The organism is Rathayibacter sp. AY1A7 (assembly GCF_002930845.1).
In the GTDB taxonomy this organism is placed as follows: Bacteria; Actinomycetota; Actinomycetes; order Actinomycetales; family Microbacteriaceae; genus Rathayibacter.
This window is the reverse complement of record NZ_PSTL01000009.1, coordinates 112,517-130,624: the sequence shown is the minus strand read 5'-3', so window position 1 is coordinate 130,624 and position 18,108 is coordinate 112,517. Positions and strand designations below refer to the sequence as shown.

Sequence of the window (18,108 nt, the reverse complement as noted above, 5' to 3'; positions counted from 1 at the left end):
TAATCCACCCAGCAAGCTGGGCTTCATCGTTCGACTTGCATGTGTTAAGCACGCCGCCAGCGTTCGTCCTGAGCCAGGATCAAACTCTCCGTAAAAAAATTACGACCCCCAACCCCGAAGAGAAGGAGAGTCAAGTTTGACCTCTAGCAAATAAGACATCTCTCCGACCCGAAAGCCGGAAGCTGACATCAATTTCCAAAGGAATCCCAACCCGATCCGAAGATCAAGGCCGGGGTATAAAATTGGCATTGAACATAGTGCACGCTGTTGAGTTCTCAAGAATCGGACACATCCCGCCTCCACACCAGAACGGTGCTTCACAACGGAAGTGATCGAAGATATTGTTGCTTGCGTCATACGCGTCTTCTCGGTAGACTAGGAGGAGTTTCTTTCTCCCTGTCGCCGTGGCAACTTGTATAACTTAGCACATCCGCAGGCCGTGTCAAATCCGGCTTCTTCGCGATGTCGTCACGCTCGTAGGCGCTCCGACGTTGCTCGGTTCAGGACCTGAGTCCTGCGCCGGGCGGCGAAGTTGCTGGATCCGAGGGATCCTGCGAAGGCTTTACATCCGTGCGGCAGACCTGCTCCGAAAAGCTGTCTTGCCGAGTGGATGGTCCCGATTGAGGCCGGGACGTAGGAGCTGCTGCTCTTTCCGTTTCCCTGCGGCCTTTGTGGCGACTCGGAATAAGTTACGCAGCGATCGCGGTGCTGTCAAACGACGGGCCGAAATCGCACATCCCGGGCGTGTCGGGATCGGGGGTCCTCCCCGTCGGCGCCCGCTTCCGCGGGCGGATCCGGGGGCCGAGCCGGCTGCATCGGACCGAGGCGGGCACCCGCGCGCGGGATCCGACTCCACCGAGTGGAAGGACCCTCCCCGGAAACGACGAGGAGCGCGCGGCCCGGATCGCTCCGGTACCGCGCGCTCCTCGAGGGGATGCCGGGACTACGCCCCGATGCCGACCGCCTCGGGGGAGACGTCCGCACCGGGAGCCGAGGGCTCGAGCGCCTCGGCGACGCGCTGCGAGAGCGACGAGTCGACGTTCGCCCAGTACTGGAGCACGCGCTGCCGAAGCTCCGGACGGGTGACCTTCGACACGTGGCCGGCGATGTTCGCTACCAGGCGGGCGCGCGCGTCGTCGTCGAGGACCTCGCGGTAGAGCGTCCCCGCCTGACCGAAGTCGTCGTCCTCCGGGTGGAGGGTCGCCGCGGCGCGCGTCAGCTCGCCGTCGGTCTCCCAGCCGGCCGACTCCGCCGCCCGGGCGGGATCGGCGTGGGCGCCGCCCATCGTGTTCGGCGCGTAGACGGGCACCTCGGACTTCTGGAAGTCGAACCGCATGGGGCCGTCCTTCGAGTACGAGTGCACCGGCGACTTCGGCGCGTTCACCGCCAGCTGCGCGTGGTTGGTCCCCACGCGGTAGCGGTGCGCGTCGGCGTAGCTGAAGATGCGCGCGAGGAGCATCTTGTCGGGGCTTGCCGCGATCCCGGGCACGAAGTTCGAGGGGGCGAACGCCGCCTGCTCGATCTGCGCGAAGTAGTTCTCGGGGTTCCGGTCGAGCGTCATGGTGCCGACCTCGATCAGCGGGTAGTCCGCGTGGGGCCAGACCTTGGTGAGGTCGAACGGGTTGAACCGGTAGCTCTTCGCGTCCTCGTACGGCATGACCTGCACGGACAGCGTCCACGAGGGGAAGTCGCCGCGGTCGATGGCGGAGGACAGGTCGCGGATGTGGAAGTCCGCGTCCTCACCGGCGATCTGGTCGGCCTGCTCCTGGCTCAGGATCTCGACGCCCTGATCGGTCTTGAAGTGGTACTTGACCCAGAAGCGCTCGCCGGCGGCGTTGATCCACTGGTAGGTGTGCGAGCCGAAGCCGTCCATGTGCCGCCACGAGGAGGGGAGGCCGCGGTCGCCCATGAGCCACGTGACCTGGTGGGCCGACTCGGGCGAGAGGGTCCAGAAGTCCCACTGCATGTCGTGGTCGCGCAAGTGGCTGCCGGGCAGGCGCTTCTGCGAGCGGATGAAGTCGGGGAACTTGATGCCGTCGCGGATGAAGAAGACGGGGGTGTTGTTGCCGACGAGGTCGTAGTTGCCCTCGCTCGTGTAGAACTTCAGCGCGAAGCCGCGGGGGTCGCGCCAGGTGTCGGGCGAGCCCTGCTCGCCGGCGACCGTGGAGAACCGCGCGAGCATCTCGGTCTCGACTCCGGGCTGGAAGAGCGCGGCACGCGTGTAGGCGCTGACGTCGGCGGTGGTGGTGAAGCGTCCGAAGGCTCCGCCGCCCTTGGCGTGGACGACCCGCTCCGGGATGCGCTCGCGGTTGAACTGGGCCAGCTTCTCGACGAGGTAGTGGTCGTGGAGCGCGAGGGGTCCGTCGGCTCCGACGCTCAGCGAGTGGTCGTCGCTCGCGACCGGTGCTCCGGAGTTCGTGGTGGTGAATCGTTCCTCGGTCATGTTCCTCCTGTCGGCGAGGGGCACGGGGCCCGCCGCTGCGGTGTAGCGGATGTCGGTCAGTGGGCCAGGGCCAGGCAGTCGGGGCAGGTGCCCCAGAACGTGACGTCGGCGGTGTCCACGGCGAAGCCGCTCGCGGTCTGCGGATGCAGGCACGGCGCCTCCCCGACGACGCAGTCGACGTCGGCCACGGCCCCGCAGCGCCGGCACACCACGTGGTGGTGGTTGTCGCCGACCCGCAGCTCGAACCGGCGGGGGTGGCCCTCCGGCTCGATGCGGCGGACGATCCCGGCGTCGGTGAACGCCGAGAGCACTCCGTAGACCGCCTGGGCCGAAGCCTCGGGGAGGCCCTCGCGCACTCGGGCCAGGACCGCGTCCACCCCGGAGTGCGGGTGCTCCTCGAGAGCGAGGAGCACCGCGCGCCGCGTGGCGGTGACCTTGAGCCCGGAGGCTCGGAGCCGCTCGTCCACTGTCGTCATGCCGAGGACACTACCCGAGTTGTCTTGAGCGGATCAAAACAACGGGCGGCGTGGCGCGCTCGTCCGGGTGAACGGCCGGGAACGCTCCGGCGGCCACGCGGAGGCTCCGATCAGGCGACCGGACCCTCGACCAGCACGACCTGGGCGGAGCGGGCGGCGCCCGCGGAGTCGGTCCACGAGATCGTCACCGACTCCCCGGGCTCGCGCTGCGCGAGCGAGGCGGACAGCTGGTCGGCCGAGGCGACGGCGACCCCGTCGACTGCGGTGACGACGTCCCCCGCCTCGAGGCCCGCCTGCGCGGCCGGCCCGCCCTCGACGACTCCGCCGATCACGGCGCCGGACGCGGTGGTCGCGAGCGCGCGCGAGGTCGGCGACGCGGTGCCGGAGGAGAGGGAGACGCCGAGGAAGGCCGGATAGCCGATCTCGACGGTGGCCGTGTCGGCGCCCGCCTCGATGGTGGCCACGATGTCCAGGGCCTTCGAGATCGGGATCGCGAAGCCGGTGATGTCGGCCGTCCCGCTGGAGGCGGCGGTGTCCATCCCCACGACGCGGCCGGCGGAGTCGACGAGCGGGCCGCCGGAGTCGCCGGAGACGATGTCGGCGTCCGTCTGGATCAGCCCGGTCAGCGTCTCGGCGGAGATCCCCGACTCGGAGCGGGTGGTGATCTGCTGATCGAGACCGGTGACCGTGCCGGTGGCGGCGACCAGGTCGCCCGTCCCTCCCGCGTTGCCGACGGCGGTCACGGTGTCGCCCACAGCGACCCCGTCCGTGTCGAGCGAGGCGGGGGTGAGGCCGGAGGCGTCCTCCAGCTGCAGGACGGCGACGTCGTTCGTCGCGTCGGTGCCGACGACGCGGGCGGTGTAGCTGCGGCCCGTCGACTCCACCGTGACCGAGATCGCGGTGGCGCCCTCGACGACGTGGTTGTTGGTGAGGATCATGCCGTCGGAGGTAAGGATCATGCCGGTGCCGGCCGAGCGGGCGCCCTGGTAGGTGAGCTCGGAGGTGATCGTGACGACGCCGGCGGTCTGCGCGGTGCTCGCGGCCACGGCGTCGGTCGCGCCGGTGGCCGGCTCGGCGGCGGAGGAGCCGCCCTGCGACGAGCCGTACGGGGAGGAGCCGCCCTGCGTCGATCCGCCCCAGGAGGGGACGATCACGTACCCGCCGCCGAAGGATCCCCGCGAGCCGCCGGGGTAGACGATCGTGGCGGCGCCGGCCGAGGCGGAGGAGGCCGCCTCGGTGCGGCCGGCGGTGGCGACTCCGCCTGCTGTCACTCCGATCAGCACGGCGAGGCCGAGGCCGCCGGCGATCAGCGCCCGACGACGACGACGACGGTCGTCCGCGCGCAGCGCGCGCACCTCGTCGGCGCCCGTCGCCTCGGTGATGGCGGGCTGGTCGGTGAGCTCTCGCTCGTCGGATTCGTGTCGCTCGTTCATGGTGTCGTCCTCGTGCCGGGGCCGCCCCTGACGGCGACCGGTTCCCATTCCACGCCCGGCCTCCCCGCGCAGCCTGGACGCTGCTTATGCGGTTCCTATGAGCGCTCGCCCCTCTGAATGGTTGTAGCTTCAACCAAAAGCGGGTAGCGTCTCCGCCGTGACCACCTCCTCCCCCGACCTGCTCGCTCCCGACACCGCGATGGGCGCGGTGACCCTCCGTGTCGCCGACCTCGACGGGATGATCGCCTACTACCGCGACGCCGTGACGCTCGAGCTGCTCTCGCACGACGGACCGGTCGCGGTGCTCGGCCGCGGCGGAGTGCCGGCCGTGATCCTCCAGCACGCGCCCGAGCTGGTGCACGCCTCGCCGCGCAGCGCCGGCCTCTTCCACACGGCGATCCTCTTCGAATCGGAGGCGGCGCTCGCCGCGGCCGTGTACAGCGTCGCGACCCGGCACCCCGGCTCGTTCACCGGCAGCTCCGACCACCTGGTCAGCAAGGCCTTCTACTTCGACGACCCCGAGCACAACGGCGTCGAGCTCTACTGGGACCGCGACCGCACGCAGTGGTCGTGGACGCACGGGCGGATCGAGATGAGCACGCTCTTCCTCGACCCGAACGCGTTCCTGCAGGAGCACCTCACCGAGGAGTCGATCGCGCAGCCGCGCCTCGGCGGCGCCTCCGTCGGCCACGTGCACCTGAGCGTGGGCGACGTCGCCACCGCGAAGGAGTTCTACGTCGACCGGCTCGGCTTCGAGACGACGATCGCGTACGGCGGGCAGGCGCTCTTCGTCTCGGCGGGCGGCTACCACCACCACATGGCGATGAACACCTGGAACTCTGCGGGCGCCGGACGCCGGCAGCAGGCCCTCGGCCTCGGACAGGTCGAGATCGTGGTTCCCGGCGCCGACGATCTCGGCGCGCTCGGCGAGCGGCTGACCCGCTCCGGAGTCGCCACCCGCGACGACGGCCGCACCCTCGCCTTCGAGGACCCCTGGGCGAACGCGATCCGCGTCACGACCTCCTGAGCGCCGCCGATCGCGGGGGACCCCCGCGGGTACGATGGTCGCGCGGAAGACCGCACTCCCCCGAGACTCCGGAGAACACGGTGCCCACGATCGTCGTTGAAGTCATGCCCAAGGCCGAGCTGCTCGACCCGCAGGGGAAGGCCGTCGCCGGCGCGCTCGCGCGGCTGGGCCACTCCGCCATCCACGGCGTGCGGGTGGGCAAGCGCTTCGAGATCACCGTCGACGAGGTGACCGACGAGGTGCGCGCCTCGGTGCAGCGCATCGCCGACGAGATGCTCTCGAACTCGGTGATCGAGGACGTCGTCGGGATCCACTACCCGGCGGAGGCCGCCCGATGAGGATCGGCGTCATCACCTTCCCCGGCTCGCTCGACGACCGCGACGCCCAGCGCGCCGTCCGGTTCGCGGGTGCGGAGCCGGTCGCGCTGTGGCACGGCGACCACGACCTCGACGGCGTCGACGCGATCGTCCTGCCGGGGGGCTTCTCCTACGGCGACTACCTGCGCTGCGGCGCCATCGCCTCCCACTCCCCGATCATGCGCGAGGTCGTCGACGCGGCGAACGCCGGGACCCCGGTCCTCGGCATCTGCAACGGCTTCCAGATGCTCACCGAGGCGCACCTGCTGCCCGGCGGCCTGATCGCGAACGACATGGGATCCTTCGTTTGCCGCGACCAGCGCCTGATGGTCGCGAGCACCGAGACCGCCTGGACGAACGGCTTCGAGCCCGGCCAGGAGATCACGATCCCGCTGAAGAACGGCGAGGGCGGCTACATCGCCTCGGCCGACACGCTGCTCGAGCTCGAGGCGGAGGGACGCGTCGTCGTCCGCTACCTCGGCCACAACCCGAACGGCTCCATGAACGACATCGCCGGCATCAGCAACCGCCGCGGCAACGTGGTGGGGCTCATGCCGCACCCGGAGCACGCCGTCGAGGAGGGCTTCGGGCCCGACACGGCCGCCGCGATGCGCTCGGGTGTGGACGGGCTGACGTTCTTCACGTCGGCGCTGAAGTCGCTGCTCGCCTCCGCCTGACGTATCCGGTCCGGGCGGCTCCGCCCGCCCGCGACGCACGAGACCCCCGGTTCCGGCCGGGGGTCTCGTGCGTGATGGGCGATGTTCGCGGCGCCGCTCAGGGCCCGGTCAGGACCTCGGGCTCGGGGGTCATCGAGATGGTGGGGATCGAGGCGGTGATCACGGTGCCGTCGGAGCGGCGGGTGCCCTCGATGTCGGACGTGGTCGGCGCGCCGTGCAGGCGGCGGCCCTGGTGCGTGAGCGGGACGCGCACGGGGCTGCCTGCGGCGACGTGCACGCGCTCGTCGCGGACGGTGATCGCGGCGGAGTCGCCGGTCTCGACCGTCAGCAGGACCTCGGTCTGCGTCACCTCGACGCGCACGCGCGTGCCGTGGAGGGTGATGCGGAAGGCGAGGCGGTCCCAGTCGTCGGGAAGGCGCGGATCGAGCGTGATCCGGCCGCCGTGGTCGCGCATCCCGCCGAAGCCGTAGACGAGGGCGCTCCAGACGCCGCCCGTCGAGGCGACGTGGATGCCGTCCGCGGTGTTGCGGTGCAGGTCGGCGAGGTCGACGAACAGCGCCGACAGGAAGTAGTGGCGGGCCAGGTCGCTGTAGCCGACCTCGGCGGCGATGATCGACTGCACGACGGCCGAGAGGGTCGAGTCGCCGGTGGTCAGCGCGTCGTAGTACTCGAAGTCGGCACGCTTCTGCTCGGCGGTGAACTCGTTGCCCTGCAGCAGCAGCGCGAGCACGACGTCGGCCTGCTTGAGCACCTGGAAGCGGTAGATCACCAGCGGGTGGAAGTGCAGCAGCAGCGGGCGCTTGCTCGCGGGGGTGTTCTCGAGGTCCCACAGCTCCTTCTCGAGGAAGGCCGCGTCCTGCGGGTGGATGCCCGCCCGCGCGTCGAAGGGGATGTGCATCTTCTCGGCGGCGCGCGCCCACTCGAGCACCTCGCCCTCGTCGAGAGCGAGGCGGTCGGCCATTCGCTCGTACGCGGCGGGCTCGACGGCCTTCAGCAGCTCGACGGCGCGGGCGGCCGAGCGGAGGTTCGCCCGGGCCATGACGTTCGTGTACAGGTTGTCGTTGACGACGGTCGTGTACTCGTCCGGCCCCGTCACTCCGTGGATGTGGAAGTGGTCGTCGCCGTTGCTGCGCCAGAAGCCCAGATCGGCCCACATCCGCGCGGTCTCGACGAGGATGTCGATCGCTCCGCGGGCGAGGAAGTCGTCGTCGCCGGTGGCGCCCACGTACTGCATGAGCGCGTAGGAGATGTCGGCGTCGATGTGGTACTGCGCGGTGCCGGCTGCGTAGTAGGCCGACGACTCCTGCCCGTTGATCGTGCGCCAGGGGAACAGCGCGCCGCGCTGGTTGAGCTCGGAGGCGCGCGCCCGGGCGGCCTCGAGCATGTTCTGCCGGAAGCGCAGGGCGTTCCGGGCGACGAGGGGCGCCGTGTAGCTGAGGAACGGGAGGACGTAGACCTCGGTGTCCCAGAAGTAGTGGCCGCCGTAGCCGGAGCCCGAGACGCCCTTGGCCGCGACTCCGCCGCCGTCGGTGCGGGCGGTGGACTGGGCGAGCTGGAAGAGGTTCCAGCGAGTGGCCTGCTGGATCGCGGGCTGGCCGTCCAGCTGCACGTCGGAGCGGGTCCAGAAGTCGTCGAGCCATTCGCGCTGCTTGACGAACTGCTCCTCGACCGGCGTCTCGCGGGCGCGGTCGAGCGTGCGGTCGCAGCGGTCGGCGAGCTCGCGCACGGGCACGCCGCGGGAGGTGTGGTAGGTCAGCGTCTTGACCAGGCGGACCGGCCGGCCGGCCTTGGCCTTCACGCGGTAGACGTGCTTGGCGAGGTCGTCGTCGATCTGGGAGGTCTGGTCCCACTCGTTCTCGGTCTCGAGCTGGTGCTCGGCGCCGCAGGCGACGGTCATCTGGGAGTTGGTGGTGCGGTAGCCGAGGAGGTAGCGGGTGCCGCTGACGCGCTTGAGGCGCGGCTGGAGCACGCGGTCCTCGAACGACTCCGCCTTGCGCGGGTCGAAGCCGGCGCCCTCGCTGCCGGAGGGGGCGTGGTACTCGTCGACGCCGTCCTGGCGGTTGAGGATCTGGCTCGAGATCAGCACGGACGCGTCGTGGTCGAGCATCTCGACCTCGTAGTCGAGGATCGCGAGGTGCCGGTCGGTGAAGGAGACCAGTCGGCGCGAGCGGATCAGGACGCGCTTGCCGGAGGGGGTGCGCCACTCCAGCTCGCGGGTGAGCACGCCGTTCGCGAAGTCGAGGCGGCGCGAGTAGGCGAGGACGTCGGCCTCGCTCAGCACGAAGGGCTCGTCGTCGACGTAGAGGCGGATGATCTTGGCGTCCGGCACGTTGACGATGGTCTGGCCGACGCGGGCGAAGCCGAACGCCTCCTCCGCGTGGCGGATGGGCCAGGTCTCGTGGAACCCGTTGATGAAGGTGCCGTAGGCGTAGCCGTCGCGCCCCTCCTCCACGTTGCCGCGGAGACCGAGGTAGCCGTTGCCGGTGGCGAAGAGCGTCTCGGTGCGGCCCTGCAGCTCGGAGGCGAACTCGGTCTCGACGAGGGCCCACTCGTCGATCGGAAAGCGGTTCCGGTCGAGCGGGTCGGAGGTGATGGGGTTCATGCGGCGTCCTCGGGGGCGGGAGCGGTGGGGAGGAAGGGGAGCAGCTCGGCCAGGTCGTCCACGACCAGGTCGGCGCCGTGCTCGAGCAGGGTGTCGGCCCCGACTCCGCGGTCGACGCCGACGACGAGGCCGAAGCCGCCCGCGCGGCCTGCCGCGACTCCGGAGTGCGCGTCCTCGAGGACGGCGCACTCGGCGGCCGGGAGGCCGAGGAGCTCGGCCGCGTAGAGGTAGGTGTCGGGCGCGGGCTTGCCGGCGATCGAGCGCTCGGCGGCGAGGAGCCCGTCCACGACGACCTCGAAGCGGTCGCGGAGGCCGGCCGCCTCGAGCACCGGCACGCCGTTGCGGGAGGAGGTGACGACGGCGACCTGCACGCCCGCGGCGATCGCGGCGTCGACGAAGCGGAGCGAGCCCGGGTAGGGAGCGACGCCGGTCTCGGCGAGGGTGCGGTTGAAGGCGTCGTTCTTGCGGTTGCCGAGCCCGCAGACGGTCTCGAGCGACGGGTCGTCCTCGGGCGCGCCCTCGGGGAGGGTGATGCCGCGCGAGGCGAGGAGCGCCCGGACGCCGTCGTACCGCGGGCGTCCGTCGATGTACCGGAAGTAGTCGGCGTCGGTGTAGCCCTCGGCGATCCCGCGCGAGGAGAGGTACTCCGTGAACAGCCGCGACCAGGCCTGCATGTGGACGTCGGCGGTCGGCGTGAGCACGCCGTCGAGGTCGAACAGGAGCGCGCGGACGCCGCGGAGGGCGGAGGCGTCGGGGCGCGTCGGGGATGCAGTCACGGCGGGGAGGACCTCTGATCGGGGGCAGGCGTTCGGCGGTTCCGCCGATGACGGTCGTCCGCCGCGGACTGCAGGTATCGTATACGCCCCCCGGCCGCCGTGTGGAACCGTTTACACGTCCGTCATCTGCGCGCCGCCGGGGGCGTCGATCCGCTCGGGGGCGAGGCGGTGCCGCCCGAGGGGGAGCATCAGCGGAGTGCCCGAGGTCGGGTCGGTGATGATGCGGCTGTCGAGGCCGAACACGGCGAGCACCGTCTCCTCGGTGAGCACCGCGGCCGGGGTGCCGGAGGCGTGCACCGCGCCGTGCGCGATGGCCACGAGGTGGTCGGCGTAGCGGGCGGCCATGTTGAGGTCGTGCAGCACCATCACCACCGTCGTCCCGCGGGTGCGGTTGAGGTCGACGAGCAGGTCGAGCACCTCGATCTGGTGGCTGACGTCGAGGAAGGTGGTCGGCTCGTCCAGCAGCAGCACGTCCGTCTCCTGCGCGAGGGCCATCGCGATCCAGACGCGCTGGCGCTGCCCGCCGCTGAGCTCGTCGACGGAGCGGTCGGCCAGGGCGGCGGTGTCGGTCGCGTCGAGCGCGGTCGCGACGGCCTCGTCGTCGTGGGCGCTCCAGCGGCTCAGCATCCCCTGGTGCGGATGGCGGCCGCGGCCGACGAGATCCGCGACGGTGATGCCCTCCGGGGCGATCGGCGACTGCGGGAGGAGGCCGAGCGTGCGGGCGAGCTGCTTCGCCGGCGTCCGGTGCACGGCCCTGCCGTCGAGCAGCACGGCGCCGGAGCGGGGCGCGAGCAGGCGCGACATCGAGCGCAGGAGCGTCGACTTGCCGCAGGCGTTCGCTCCGACGATCGCGGTGATGCGGCCGGGCGGGACGACGAGGTCGAGGCCGTCGACGACCGTCCGGTCGCCGTAGCCGAGGGTGACCCCCTCGGCCGTCAGGGTGTGCGCGGTGGTCACAGTGAGCCTCCCGCTCTGTTGCTGCGGACGATGAGGTAGACGAGGTACGGCGCCCCGAGGACGCCGGTGACCACTCCGACCGGGTAGCGCAGGCCCAGCCCGAACTGCCCGACGAAGTCGGCGACGAGCACGAGCAGCGCGCCGACGAGGGCCGAGGGGATGAGGAGCGACGCGCCGGGCCCGATCAGGCGGGCGGCGATCGGGCCGGAGAGGAAGGCCACGAACGCGATCGGGCCGGCGGCGGCCGTCGCGAAGGCGATCAGCCCGACCGCGGCGACGATCACGACGAGGCGGGTGGCGTTCACGCGGATGCCGAGCGCGGAGGCGGTGTCGTCGCCGAGCTGCGTGGCGGAGAGGTCGCGCGAGCGCGAGAGCAGGACGGGGGTGAGGACGACGACCGCGGCGAGGACCGGCACGACCTCGCTCCAGCTCGCGCCGTTGAGGCTCCCGGTGAGCCAGCGGGACGCCTCCTGCAGGTCCCACGCGGCGGCCTGCGAGAGCACGTAGGCGGTGAGGGAGTCGAGCATCGCGGCGACCCCGATGCCGATCAGGATCAGCCGGGTGCCGGCGACTCCGCTGCGGTAGGACAGGGCGTAGACGAGCAGGGCGACCACGAGTCCCGCGACGATCGCGAGGGCCGAGACCTGCGCCGCCCCGAGCGAGAGCGTCACGATCGCGAAGGCCGCGGCGGCGCTCGCCCCGGCGCTGATCCCGATGATGTCGGGGCTGGCGAGCGGGTTGCGGAGCATGGTCTGGAAGCTCACTCCGCCGAGCCCGAAGCACAGGCCCACCAGCAGGGCGAGGACGGCGCGCGGGAGGCGGAGGCGCCCGACGGTGAAGCTCGCCCCGGGGACCTGCTCACCGAGGATCACGCGCAGCACCTCGTCGGGCGAGTAGACGGTCTGGCCGACCAGCAGGGAGACGGCGAGGACGGCCGCGATCAGGACAGCGAGCACGGCGACGACGACCCGGCGGCGGGTACCGCGGCGGCGGCGGCCGGCCGCGACGGCGCGGGCGGTGGCGGAGGGCGCCTCGAGCAGCGCGGTCACAGCTCGCGCACCTTCTGGCGGCGGACGATCGCGATGAACACCGGGGCGCCGACCAGCGCGGTGACGATGCCCACGTCGATCTCGCTCGGGCGCGCGACGACGCGGCCGACGATGTCCGCCGCGATCAGGAGCACGGCGCCGGTCACCGCCGAGAACGGCAGCAGCCAGCGGTGGTCGACGCCGACGAGGAGGCGGCAGGCGTGCGGGACGACCAGGCCGACGAAGCCGATGGGCCCCGTGACCGCGGTCGTCGCTCCGCAGAGCACGACCGCGCCCAGGGCGGCCCCGCCGCGCGCGAGGGCGACCCGCTCCCCCAGGCCCGCGGCGAGCTCGTCGCCGAGCGCGAGGGTGTTGAGGCTCTTGGCCGAGAGCACGCAGAGGACGAGGCCGGCCAGGAGGAAGGGGAGCACCTGCGCGATGCTCGCGGACGTGGCGCCGCCCACTCCGCCGATCTGCCAGGAGCGGATGCCGCCCGCGATGTCGGCGCGCGGCAGGACGATCGCGCTGATCACCGAGACCAGCGCGGCCGAGGTGGCGGCCCCGGCCAGGGCGAGCTTGAGCGGAGTCGCGCCGCCGCGCCCGAGCGACCCGACCGTGTAGACGAAGACCGCGGCGACCGCGGCCCCGCCGATCGCGACCCAGACGTAGGCGGCGGAGCTCGTCAGCCCGAAGAAGACGATGCCCGTCACGACCGCGAGCGAGGCTCCGGTGTTCACCCCGAGGATGCCGGGGTCGGCCAGCGGATTGCGGGTCACCCCCTGCATCAGCACGCCGGCGACGCCGAGGGCCGCGCCCGCGATCGCGGCGAGCACGGTGCGCGGGATGCGCTTGGCGACCGCGGCCTGCGCGAACCCGTCCGTGGACCCGCCGAACGCGGCGACCACGTCGCTCCACGCCACCTCCCGCGACCCCACCAGCACCGACACCACGGCGGCGGCGAGCAGCACGGCCACGGCCGCGAGCAGCCAGAGGGCGCGCAGCCGCCTCGGGCGGCGCACGGCGGCGACGCCCGAGGCGGCGGGAGGAGCGGCGAGGGTCACGCGGGCCGGATCCCGGCTCAGGCGGCCGGAGTGCTCTGCGCGGCCTTGGCGGCGGCCTCGTCGAGCAGGTCCAGGTAGTCGTCGAGGACCCACGAGATCGAGAGCGGCGTCGGGTTGGCGGCGGTGCCGAGCGGCGTGGAGGGCAGGCGCACGATGGCGTCGTCGGCGACCGCGGGGATCTGCGAGAGCAGCGGGTCGGCCTTGAGGGTGCTCACGAGCTCGTCGTCGCCGTAGGTGACGATCACGTCGACGTCGCTGAAGGCGTCGGCCTGCTCGGCGCTCTGCGTGAGCGAGAACTTGTCGGTCGCGGCGGAGGCGGTCGCGATGCTGCCCGGGGTGGCCATGCCGAGGTCCTCGAAGAACGCGGGGCGGGTGTCGTGCGAGGTGTAGAAGCTGACCTGGCTGAGGTCCGTCGGGTCGACGTGGGTGAGGAACATCGCCGAGGTGCCGGCCAGCTGCGGGTGCGCGGCGACCTTCTCCTCGATCTCGCCCTCGAGCTCGGTGATCAGGGCGGCGCCCTCGTCGGCCCTGCCCATCGCCTCGCTGTTCAGCGTGATCATGTCGCGCCAGGAGGTGCCCCAGGCGGTCTCGGGGTAGGCGACGACGGGGGCGATCTCGCTCAGGGTGTCGTAGTCCTCCTGCGTGAGGCCGGAGTAGGCGGCGAGGATGACGTCCGGGTCGGTGTCCGAGACGGCCTCGAAGTCGATGCCGTCGGTCTCGTCGAAGAGGACGGGGGCCTCGGCGCCGAGCTCGTCGAGCTTCTCGCTCACCCAGGGGAGGAGCCCGTCGCCGTCGTCGTCGCCGAAGTTGGCGGCGGCCATGCCCACGGGGACCACGCCCAGCGCGAGCGGGACCTCGTGGTTGGCCCAGTTGACCGTCGCCACGCGCTCGGGCGCCGACTCGATGGTGGTGGTGCCGAGAGCGTGCTCGATCGTGATCGGCGTGAAGCCGCTGTCGGCGGCGGCGTCGTCTCCGGCGGCCGAGCCGCTGCAGCCGGCGAGGCCGATCGTCAGCGCGGTGGCGGCGAGCAGGGCGAGGGGCGTGGTGGCGCGGGGCATGGGTCCCTTTCGAGAGGCTGTGCGGGAGGCGGCGCAGGGTCCGAGTGGACCGGCACTAAGGACAGCCTAACCAAAGAATGTGCGTGCTCTCAGCCCCGATTCCTCGCCTCCCGAGGTCGGAGGCGCCCCGAGGTGCCGCTCGCGGAGCCCGGAGACGGCCCCGCCACAGCCGCGGACGTCAGGCCGTCGCGAGCCTCTCGACGGTGCGCAGGTTCCGGGTCGTGGTGCTCGAGCGGTAGGCGGAGCGGGCGAGGATCCGCGCGACCGGAGTGTCCGTCGAGGAGCCGCGCGGGCAGCGCCAGTAGAGGACGCCGGCACCCCGGGCGACGAGCTCGACCGCCGGATCCGGCTCGCCGATCGCGCCCTGCGCGGCGTCGAGCGCCTCCTCGTCCGAGCCGAAGACGACGTACGGATGCGCCTCCTCGTCGATCCGCGGGAACGGGTAGGCGGCGAGCACCGCGGCGAGCGCCTCCTGCGTCACGAGCACGATCCAGGCGTCGTAGCCGAACCGCTCGGCGAGCGCCGCCTCGAGCGCGGGCTTCAGCTCGGCGGCCGGGCGGTCGGAGTCGAAGGCCGCATTGCCGCTCGCGACGACCGTCCGCACCCGGTCCACGCCGATGCCGGCGACCGTCTCGGCGAGCTCGGCGCTGCGGACGGTGCGGCCGTTGACGTTCACTCCGCGGAGGAGGGCGAGGAACCGGGTCATGCGGCCGACGGTAGCGTGACGGCATGGCGCGCGGAAGCGGACGACGACGACCCCGGCGGACCCTCGAGGAGGAGATCCTGCGGGCGAGCGAGCGCGGACCCGGGGCGAGGACGCGGGCGGAGACCGTCCCTCCCTCCGGACGCCGGCTGGTGGCGCCGCCCGCCTCGGGCACCCTGCTCCACCTCGACGTGGACGCGCTGGTGGCGCTCGCCGCGCGGGAGGACCTGCTGATCGCGCTGGAGCGGCGGATCGGCGAGCACGCGGTGGCCGCGACTCCGGTGCTCTCGTGGTGGTCGGCGACTCCGTCGGTCCCGGGCGAGGAGGAGGAGCGCCGGCTCGACGCGCTCGTGCTGCGGACGGTGGAGCTCGGGGCGGGGCCGGCCGAGGACGTGGACTCGCGGCTGCGGGAGCTGGCGCACGAGGGCGATCTGGACGAACTGGGCGCCGCACTGGCGCTGCTCGCGCGGGTCCCGGATCCGCCGGCGGCGTTCCAGGATCCGGACGGGTTCCTGCGCGTGACGGTCCCGGAGTCGCCGTTCGAGCGGCGGCTCGAGGTCCTCGCGGAGGCGCAGGGCCGGGCGGGCGAGCTGCTGGTGCTGCTGCGCGACTGCGCGTTCACCGCGACCCTGCCGCGGCGGCGCTCGGCGATCGCGGCGATGAGCGGGCGGATCCGGGCGGCCGCGGACCCGGGGCGCCTCGACTCCCGGCGGCTGGACGAGCTCGCGGAGGCGGTGGACGCGGCGGTCGAGAAGCGGTGGACCGTGCTCTGACGGCGGTCCGCGTTACGGGCGCGCCCGTCGCGGTGACCGTTCGCGCACCGGTTCAGCCCCCGCGCACCCCGGGTGAATAGGCTGGACGGATGCCTCTCACCGGTCTCGACCTCCGCCGCTTCCCCGCCGCCCTGAACGACGAGGGCGGTCCCGACGCCGCCACCGCCGCGTGGGCCACCGCGATCAACGCGGGCTTCCACGAGAAGGAGTTCACGCCGGAGAAGCTGCGCGACTGGGCCGAGCACATGGTCGCCGACCAGCGCGTGCTCACCGCGGTCGTCGACTCCTCCGCCCCCGAGGGGCTCGACGGCGCGGGCGTGCCGGTCGGCACCTACGCGGCGTTCCCCGGTGCCCTGCAGGTCGGCGGCGGACGCGAGCTGCCGGCGCACCTCGTCTCGCAGGTGACCGTGCGGCCCACGCACCGGCGCCGCGGCATCCTGCGCGCGATGATCACCGAGGACCTGCGCCTGGCGAAGGAGGCCGGCACCCCGGTCGCCGCGCTCACGGCGAGCGAGGCCTCCATCTACCGCCGGTTCGGCTTCGGCCGCTCGGCCTTCACCCGCTCGATCCGCGTCGACACCGGACCGCGCTTCGGCCTGCAGACCGAGCCCGCCGGCCGCGTCGAGGTGGTCGCGACGAGCTGGCTGCAGCCGCGCATCCCCGCGGTGTTCGCCGCGTTCCAGGCGTCGACCCCCGGCTCGCTGACCCGCCAGTCGCGCTACGAGGCGAACTCCGTCGGCACCGCGTCCGGCGAGACCACGCCCGGCCTCGACGTCCGCTCGGCCGTCCACCTCGACGAGGAGGGGACGCTCGACGGCTTCGTGACCTACCGCGCGGTCGGGCCCGAGGACGACAAGACCCTCGAGATCGTCGACCTCGTCGCCCCCGGCGCCGACGCCTACCTCGCGCTCTGGGGCTACCTCGGCGCGGTCGACCTCGCCTCCGCGGTGACCTGGGACATGGCGCCGGTGGACGATCCGCTGACCTGGGCGCTCCGCGACGCGCGCGTGGTGCAGGTGAGCCACGTGGGCGACCTGATCTGGCTGCGGATCCTCGACGTCGCCGCCGCGTTCTCGGCCCGGCCGTGGACCGCTGACGGCTCGGTCGTCGTCGAGGTGGCCGACGGGCTCGGGCTCGCCGACGGCCGCTACCGCCTCACCGCCTCGGGCGGCTCCGCCACCGTGGAGCGCACCGGGGACGAGGCCGAGCTCGCGCTGGACGTGGCCGACCTGGGCTCGCTGCTGCTGGGCTCGGTGCGGCCGTCGATCCTGGCGAAGGCCGGGCTGGCGCGCGTCACGGGCGAGGCGGGGCGGATGGACCGCCTGTTCGCGCCGATCGCGACGCCGTACTGCATCTCGTTCTTCTAAGAGGCACCGCCCTCCCGGCGGCACCGCCCGCTCGGCTGCAGCGCCCGCCCGGAGGCGTCCGGCTCCCGCGCCGCCGCCGTCCCGCGCACCTCAGCTGCCGCGGACTGCCAGCCGCCTCCGGGCGTCCGCGCATCCCGCGTCGGTCATGCTGGAGGACCCGTCCCCGACACCGGCAGGAGTTCCGCGTGGGTGCATCCGTGATCGTCGACGTCATCGTCGTCCTGAGCCTCATCGGCGCGCTCGTCGACGGTCTGCGGCGCGGCCTGCTCCGGACCCTCGGCGGTCTCGCCGGGATCGTCGCGGGCGCGATCGGCGCCTCGTTCGCCGTGCCCGCCGTCTCGTCGTGGACGGCCGGCAGCGAGTGGCGCCTGCTCGCCGTGATCGGCACCGCCGTGCTGCTGCTGGGCGTCGGCTACGCGATCGGAGCGACGCTCGGCGCGGTCATCGGCCGCGGAGCCGACCGGGTGAAGCTCGGCCTGCTCGACCGGCTCGCGGGTGGCGTCGCCGGCGTCGCGATCTCCGGCCTGGTCTGGATCGCCGTCACCTCGGCCGTCTCCCTCCTCGGCGTCCCCCTCGTCACGACCTCGGTCGCCGGATCGACGGTCATCCGCACGATCGACGACCTCACCCCCTCCCCCGTCCGCGCCTTCCTCGCCCAGCTGCAGTCGACCGTGGTCGACGAGGGCACGTCGTGGGTCGTCGAGGCGCTCGACGCTCCCACCCGGGCGCCCGCGATCCCGGACGTCTCGACCGACGACCCGGAGGTCGCCGCCGCCACCCGCTCGGTCGTGCGCGTCTCCGGCACGGCCTGGGCCTGTGACGTCGGAGTGACGGGCAGCGGCTTCGTCGTCTCGGACGACCGCGTGATCACCAACGCGCACGTGGTCGGCGGAGTCTCGCAGCCGGTCGTCGAGGCGCCGGGCGAGGCCCCGCGCACCGGCCGAGTCGTCTACCTGGACCCGGCCGCCGACCTCGCCGTGATCGCCGTCGACGGGCTCGACGCCTCCCCGCTCCCGCTCGACGACGCCGTCGCCGCCGGGGACGACGCGGTGGTCGCGGGCTACCCCTTCGGCGGCCCGCTGACCCTCGGCTCGGCCGAGATCTCCTCCGACGCCACGGTCTCGCTGATGGTCGACGGAGCACCGACCTCACGGGAGGTGCTGACCCTCGCCGCCATCGTCAACCAGGGCAACTCGGGCGGCCCGCTGCTCTCTCTCGAGGGCACCGTGTCGGGCGTCGTCTTCGGCAAGGCCGCCTCCGTCGACAACGTCGGCTACGCCATCCCGCTCTCGGTCCTCACTCCCGTGGTCGAGCAGGCCGCCTCGCTGACGGACGCCGTCGATCCGGGGGCCTGCCGCTCGAAGTGAGCGG

At 72.5% G+C, this 18,108-nt stretch carries 16 protein-coding genes and 1 rRNA gene; 6 read left to right on the top strand and 11 right to left on the bottom strand.

The window, feature by feature from the left end; translation table 11 throughout:
• From C5B95_RS09425 to C5B95_RS17730, 4 genes are all read right to left on the bottom strand, one after another.
• Positions 1-95 (bottom strand): 16S ribosomal RNA (locus C5B95_RS09425); the annotation flags it as partial.
• A gap of 848 nt (positions 96-943) precedes the next feature.
• Positions 944-2,443 carry a catalase gene (locus tag C5B95_RS09420; RefSeq protein ID WP_104349012.1) on the bottom strand — a complete coding sequence of 500 codons (1,500 nt, stop codon included), beginning with the start codon at positions 2,441-2,443 and terminating at the stop codon, positions 944-946.
• A 56-nt stretch (positions 2,444-2,499) separates the two neighbouring features.
• Entirely contained in the window at positions 2,500-2,919 is a 420-nt protein-coding gene (locus C5B95_RS09415) for a Fur family transcriptional regulator (RefSeq protein WP_104222735.1), read from the bottom strand.
• Between the two features lie 110 nt (positions 2,920-3,029).
• Complete coding sequence (locus C5B95_RS17730; RefSeq protein ID WP_219813835.1) at positions 3,030-4,352, bottom strand: S1C family serine protease; 1,323 nt, start codon at positions 4,350-4,352, stop codon at positions 3,030-3,032.
• A gap of 199 nt (positions 4,353-4,551) precedes the next feature.
• Here C5B95_RS17730 and C5B95_RS09405 point away from each other — a divergent pair, with 199 nt between their 5' ends.
• From C5B95_RS09405 to purQ, 3 genes are all read left to right on the top strand, one after another.
• Positions 4,552-5,379, top strand: coding sequence for a VOC family protein (locus C5B95_RS09405; protein WP_104267823.1), 828 nt, complete (start codon positions 4,552-4,554; stop codon positions 5,377-5,379).
• Between the two features lie 80 nt (positions 5,380-5,459).
• Positions 5,460-5,717: a phosphoribosylformylglycinamidine synthase subunit PurS gene (gene purS, locus C5B95_RS09400; RefSeq protein WP_104267819.1), complete on the top strand. Its 258-nt coding sequence runs from the start codon at positions 5,460-5,462 to the stop codon at positions 5,715-5,717.
• Entirely contained in the window at positions 5,714-6,412 is a 699-nt protein-coding gene (gene purQ, locus C5B95_RS09395; protein WP_104349011.1) for a phosphoribosylformylglycinamidine synthase subunit PurQ, read from the top strand. The genes purS and purQ overlap by 4 nt, the downstream gene beginning before the upstream one ends.
• Positions 6,413-6,509: 97 nt before the next feature.
• Here purQ and C5B95_RS09390 read toward each other — a convergent pair whose 3' ends face one another.
• The 7 genes from C5B95_RS09390 to C5B95_RS09360 form a co-directional block, all read right to left on the bottom strand.
• A complete protein-coding gene (locus C5B95_RS09390) occupies positions 6,510-9,014 on the bottom strand; it encodes a glycoside hydrolase family 65 protein (RefSeq protein WP_104222738.1) in 2,505 nt (834 codons plus the stop codon).
• Positions 9,011-9,790, bottom strand: a complete 780-nt coding sequence (locus C5B95_RS09385; RefSeq protein ID WP_104222739.1) for an HAD family phosphatase — start codon at positions 9,788-9,790, stop codon at positions 9,011-9,013. The genes C5B95_RS09390 and C5B95_RS09385 overlap by 4 nt, the downstream gene beginning before the upstream one ends.
• Before the next feature lie 111 nt (positions 9,791-9,901).
• Complete coding sequence (locus C5B95_RS09380; RefSeq protein WP_104222740.1) at positions 9,902-10,747, bottom strand: ABC transporter ATP-binding protein; 846 nt, start codon at positions 10,745-10,747, stop codon at positions 9,902-9,904.
• Positions 10,744-11,796 (bottom strand): iron chelate uptake ABC transporter family permease subunit, encoded by a 1,053-nt coding sequence (locus C5B95_RS09375; protein ID WP_258059902.1) that lies wholly within the window; start codon positions 11,794-11,796, stop codon positions 10,744-10,746. Before C5B95_RS09375 ends, C5B95_RS09380 begins: the two co-directional genes overlap by 4 nt.
• A complete protein-coding gene (locus tag C5B95_RS09370; protein WP_104222742.1) occupies positions 11,793-12,836 on the bottom strand; it encodes an iron ABC transporter permease in 1,044 nt (347 codons plus the stop codon). The genes C5B95_RS09375 and C5B95_RS09370 overlap by 4 nt, the downstream gene beginning before the upstream one ends.
• A gap of 17 nt (positions 12,837-12,853) precedes the next feature.
• Positions 12,854-13,894, bottom strand: a complete 1,041-nt coding sequence (locus tag C5B95_RS09365) for an iron-siderophore ABC transporter substrate-binding protein (RefSeq protein WP_104292725.1) — start codon at positions 13,892-13,894, stop codon at positions 12,854-12,856.
• A gap of 178 nt (positions 13,895-14,072) precedes the next feature.
• A complete protein-coding gene (locus C5B95_RS09360; protein WP_104349010.1) occupies positions 14,073-14,600 on the bottom strand; it encodes a DUF1697 domain-containing protein in 528 nt (175 codons plus the stop codon).
• Positions 14,601-14,623: 23 nt separating this feature from the next.
• Here C5B95_RS09360 and C5B95_RS09355 point away from each other — a divergent pair, with 23 nt between their 5' ends.
• The 3 genes from C5B95_RS09355 (at position 14,624) to C5B95_RS09345 (ending at position 18,104) form a co-directional block, all read left to right on the top strand.
• Complete coding sequence (locus tag C5B95_RS09355) at positions 14,624-15,370, top strand: DUF2254 family protein (RefSeq protein WP_104234260.1); 747 nt, start codon at positions 14,624-14,626, stop codon at positions 15,368-15,370.
• An 89-nt stretch (positions 15,371-15,459) separates the two neighbouring features.
• Positions 15,460-16,737 (top strand): GNAT family N-acetyltransferase, encoded by a 1,278-nt coding sequence (locus C5B95_RS09350; RefSeq protein ID WP_104222746.1) that lies wholly within the window; start codon positions 15,460-15,462, stop codon positions 16,735-16,737.
• 185 nt (positions 16,738-16,922) lie between these two features.
• Positions 16,923-18,104, top strand: a complete 1,182-nt coding sequence (locus C5B95_RS09345; protein WP_258059899.1) for a MarP family serine protease — start codon at positions 16,923-16,925, stop codon at positions 18,102-18,104.
• Positions 18,105-18,108 lie beyond the last annotated feature (4 nt).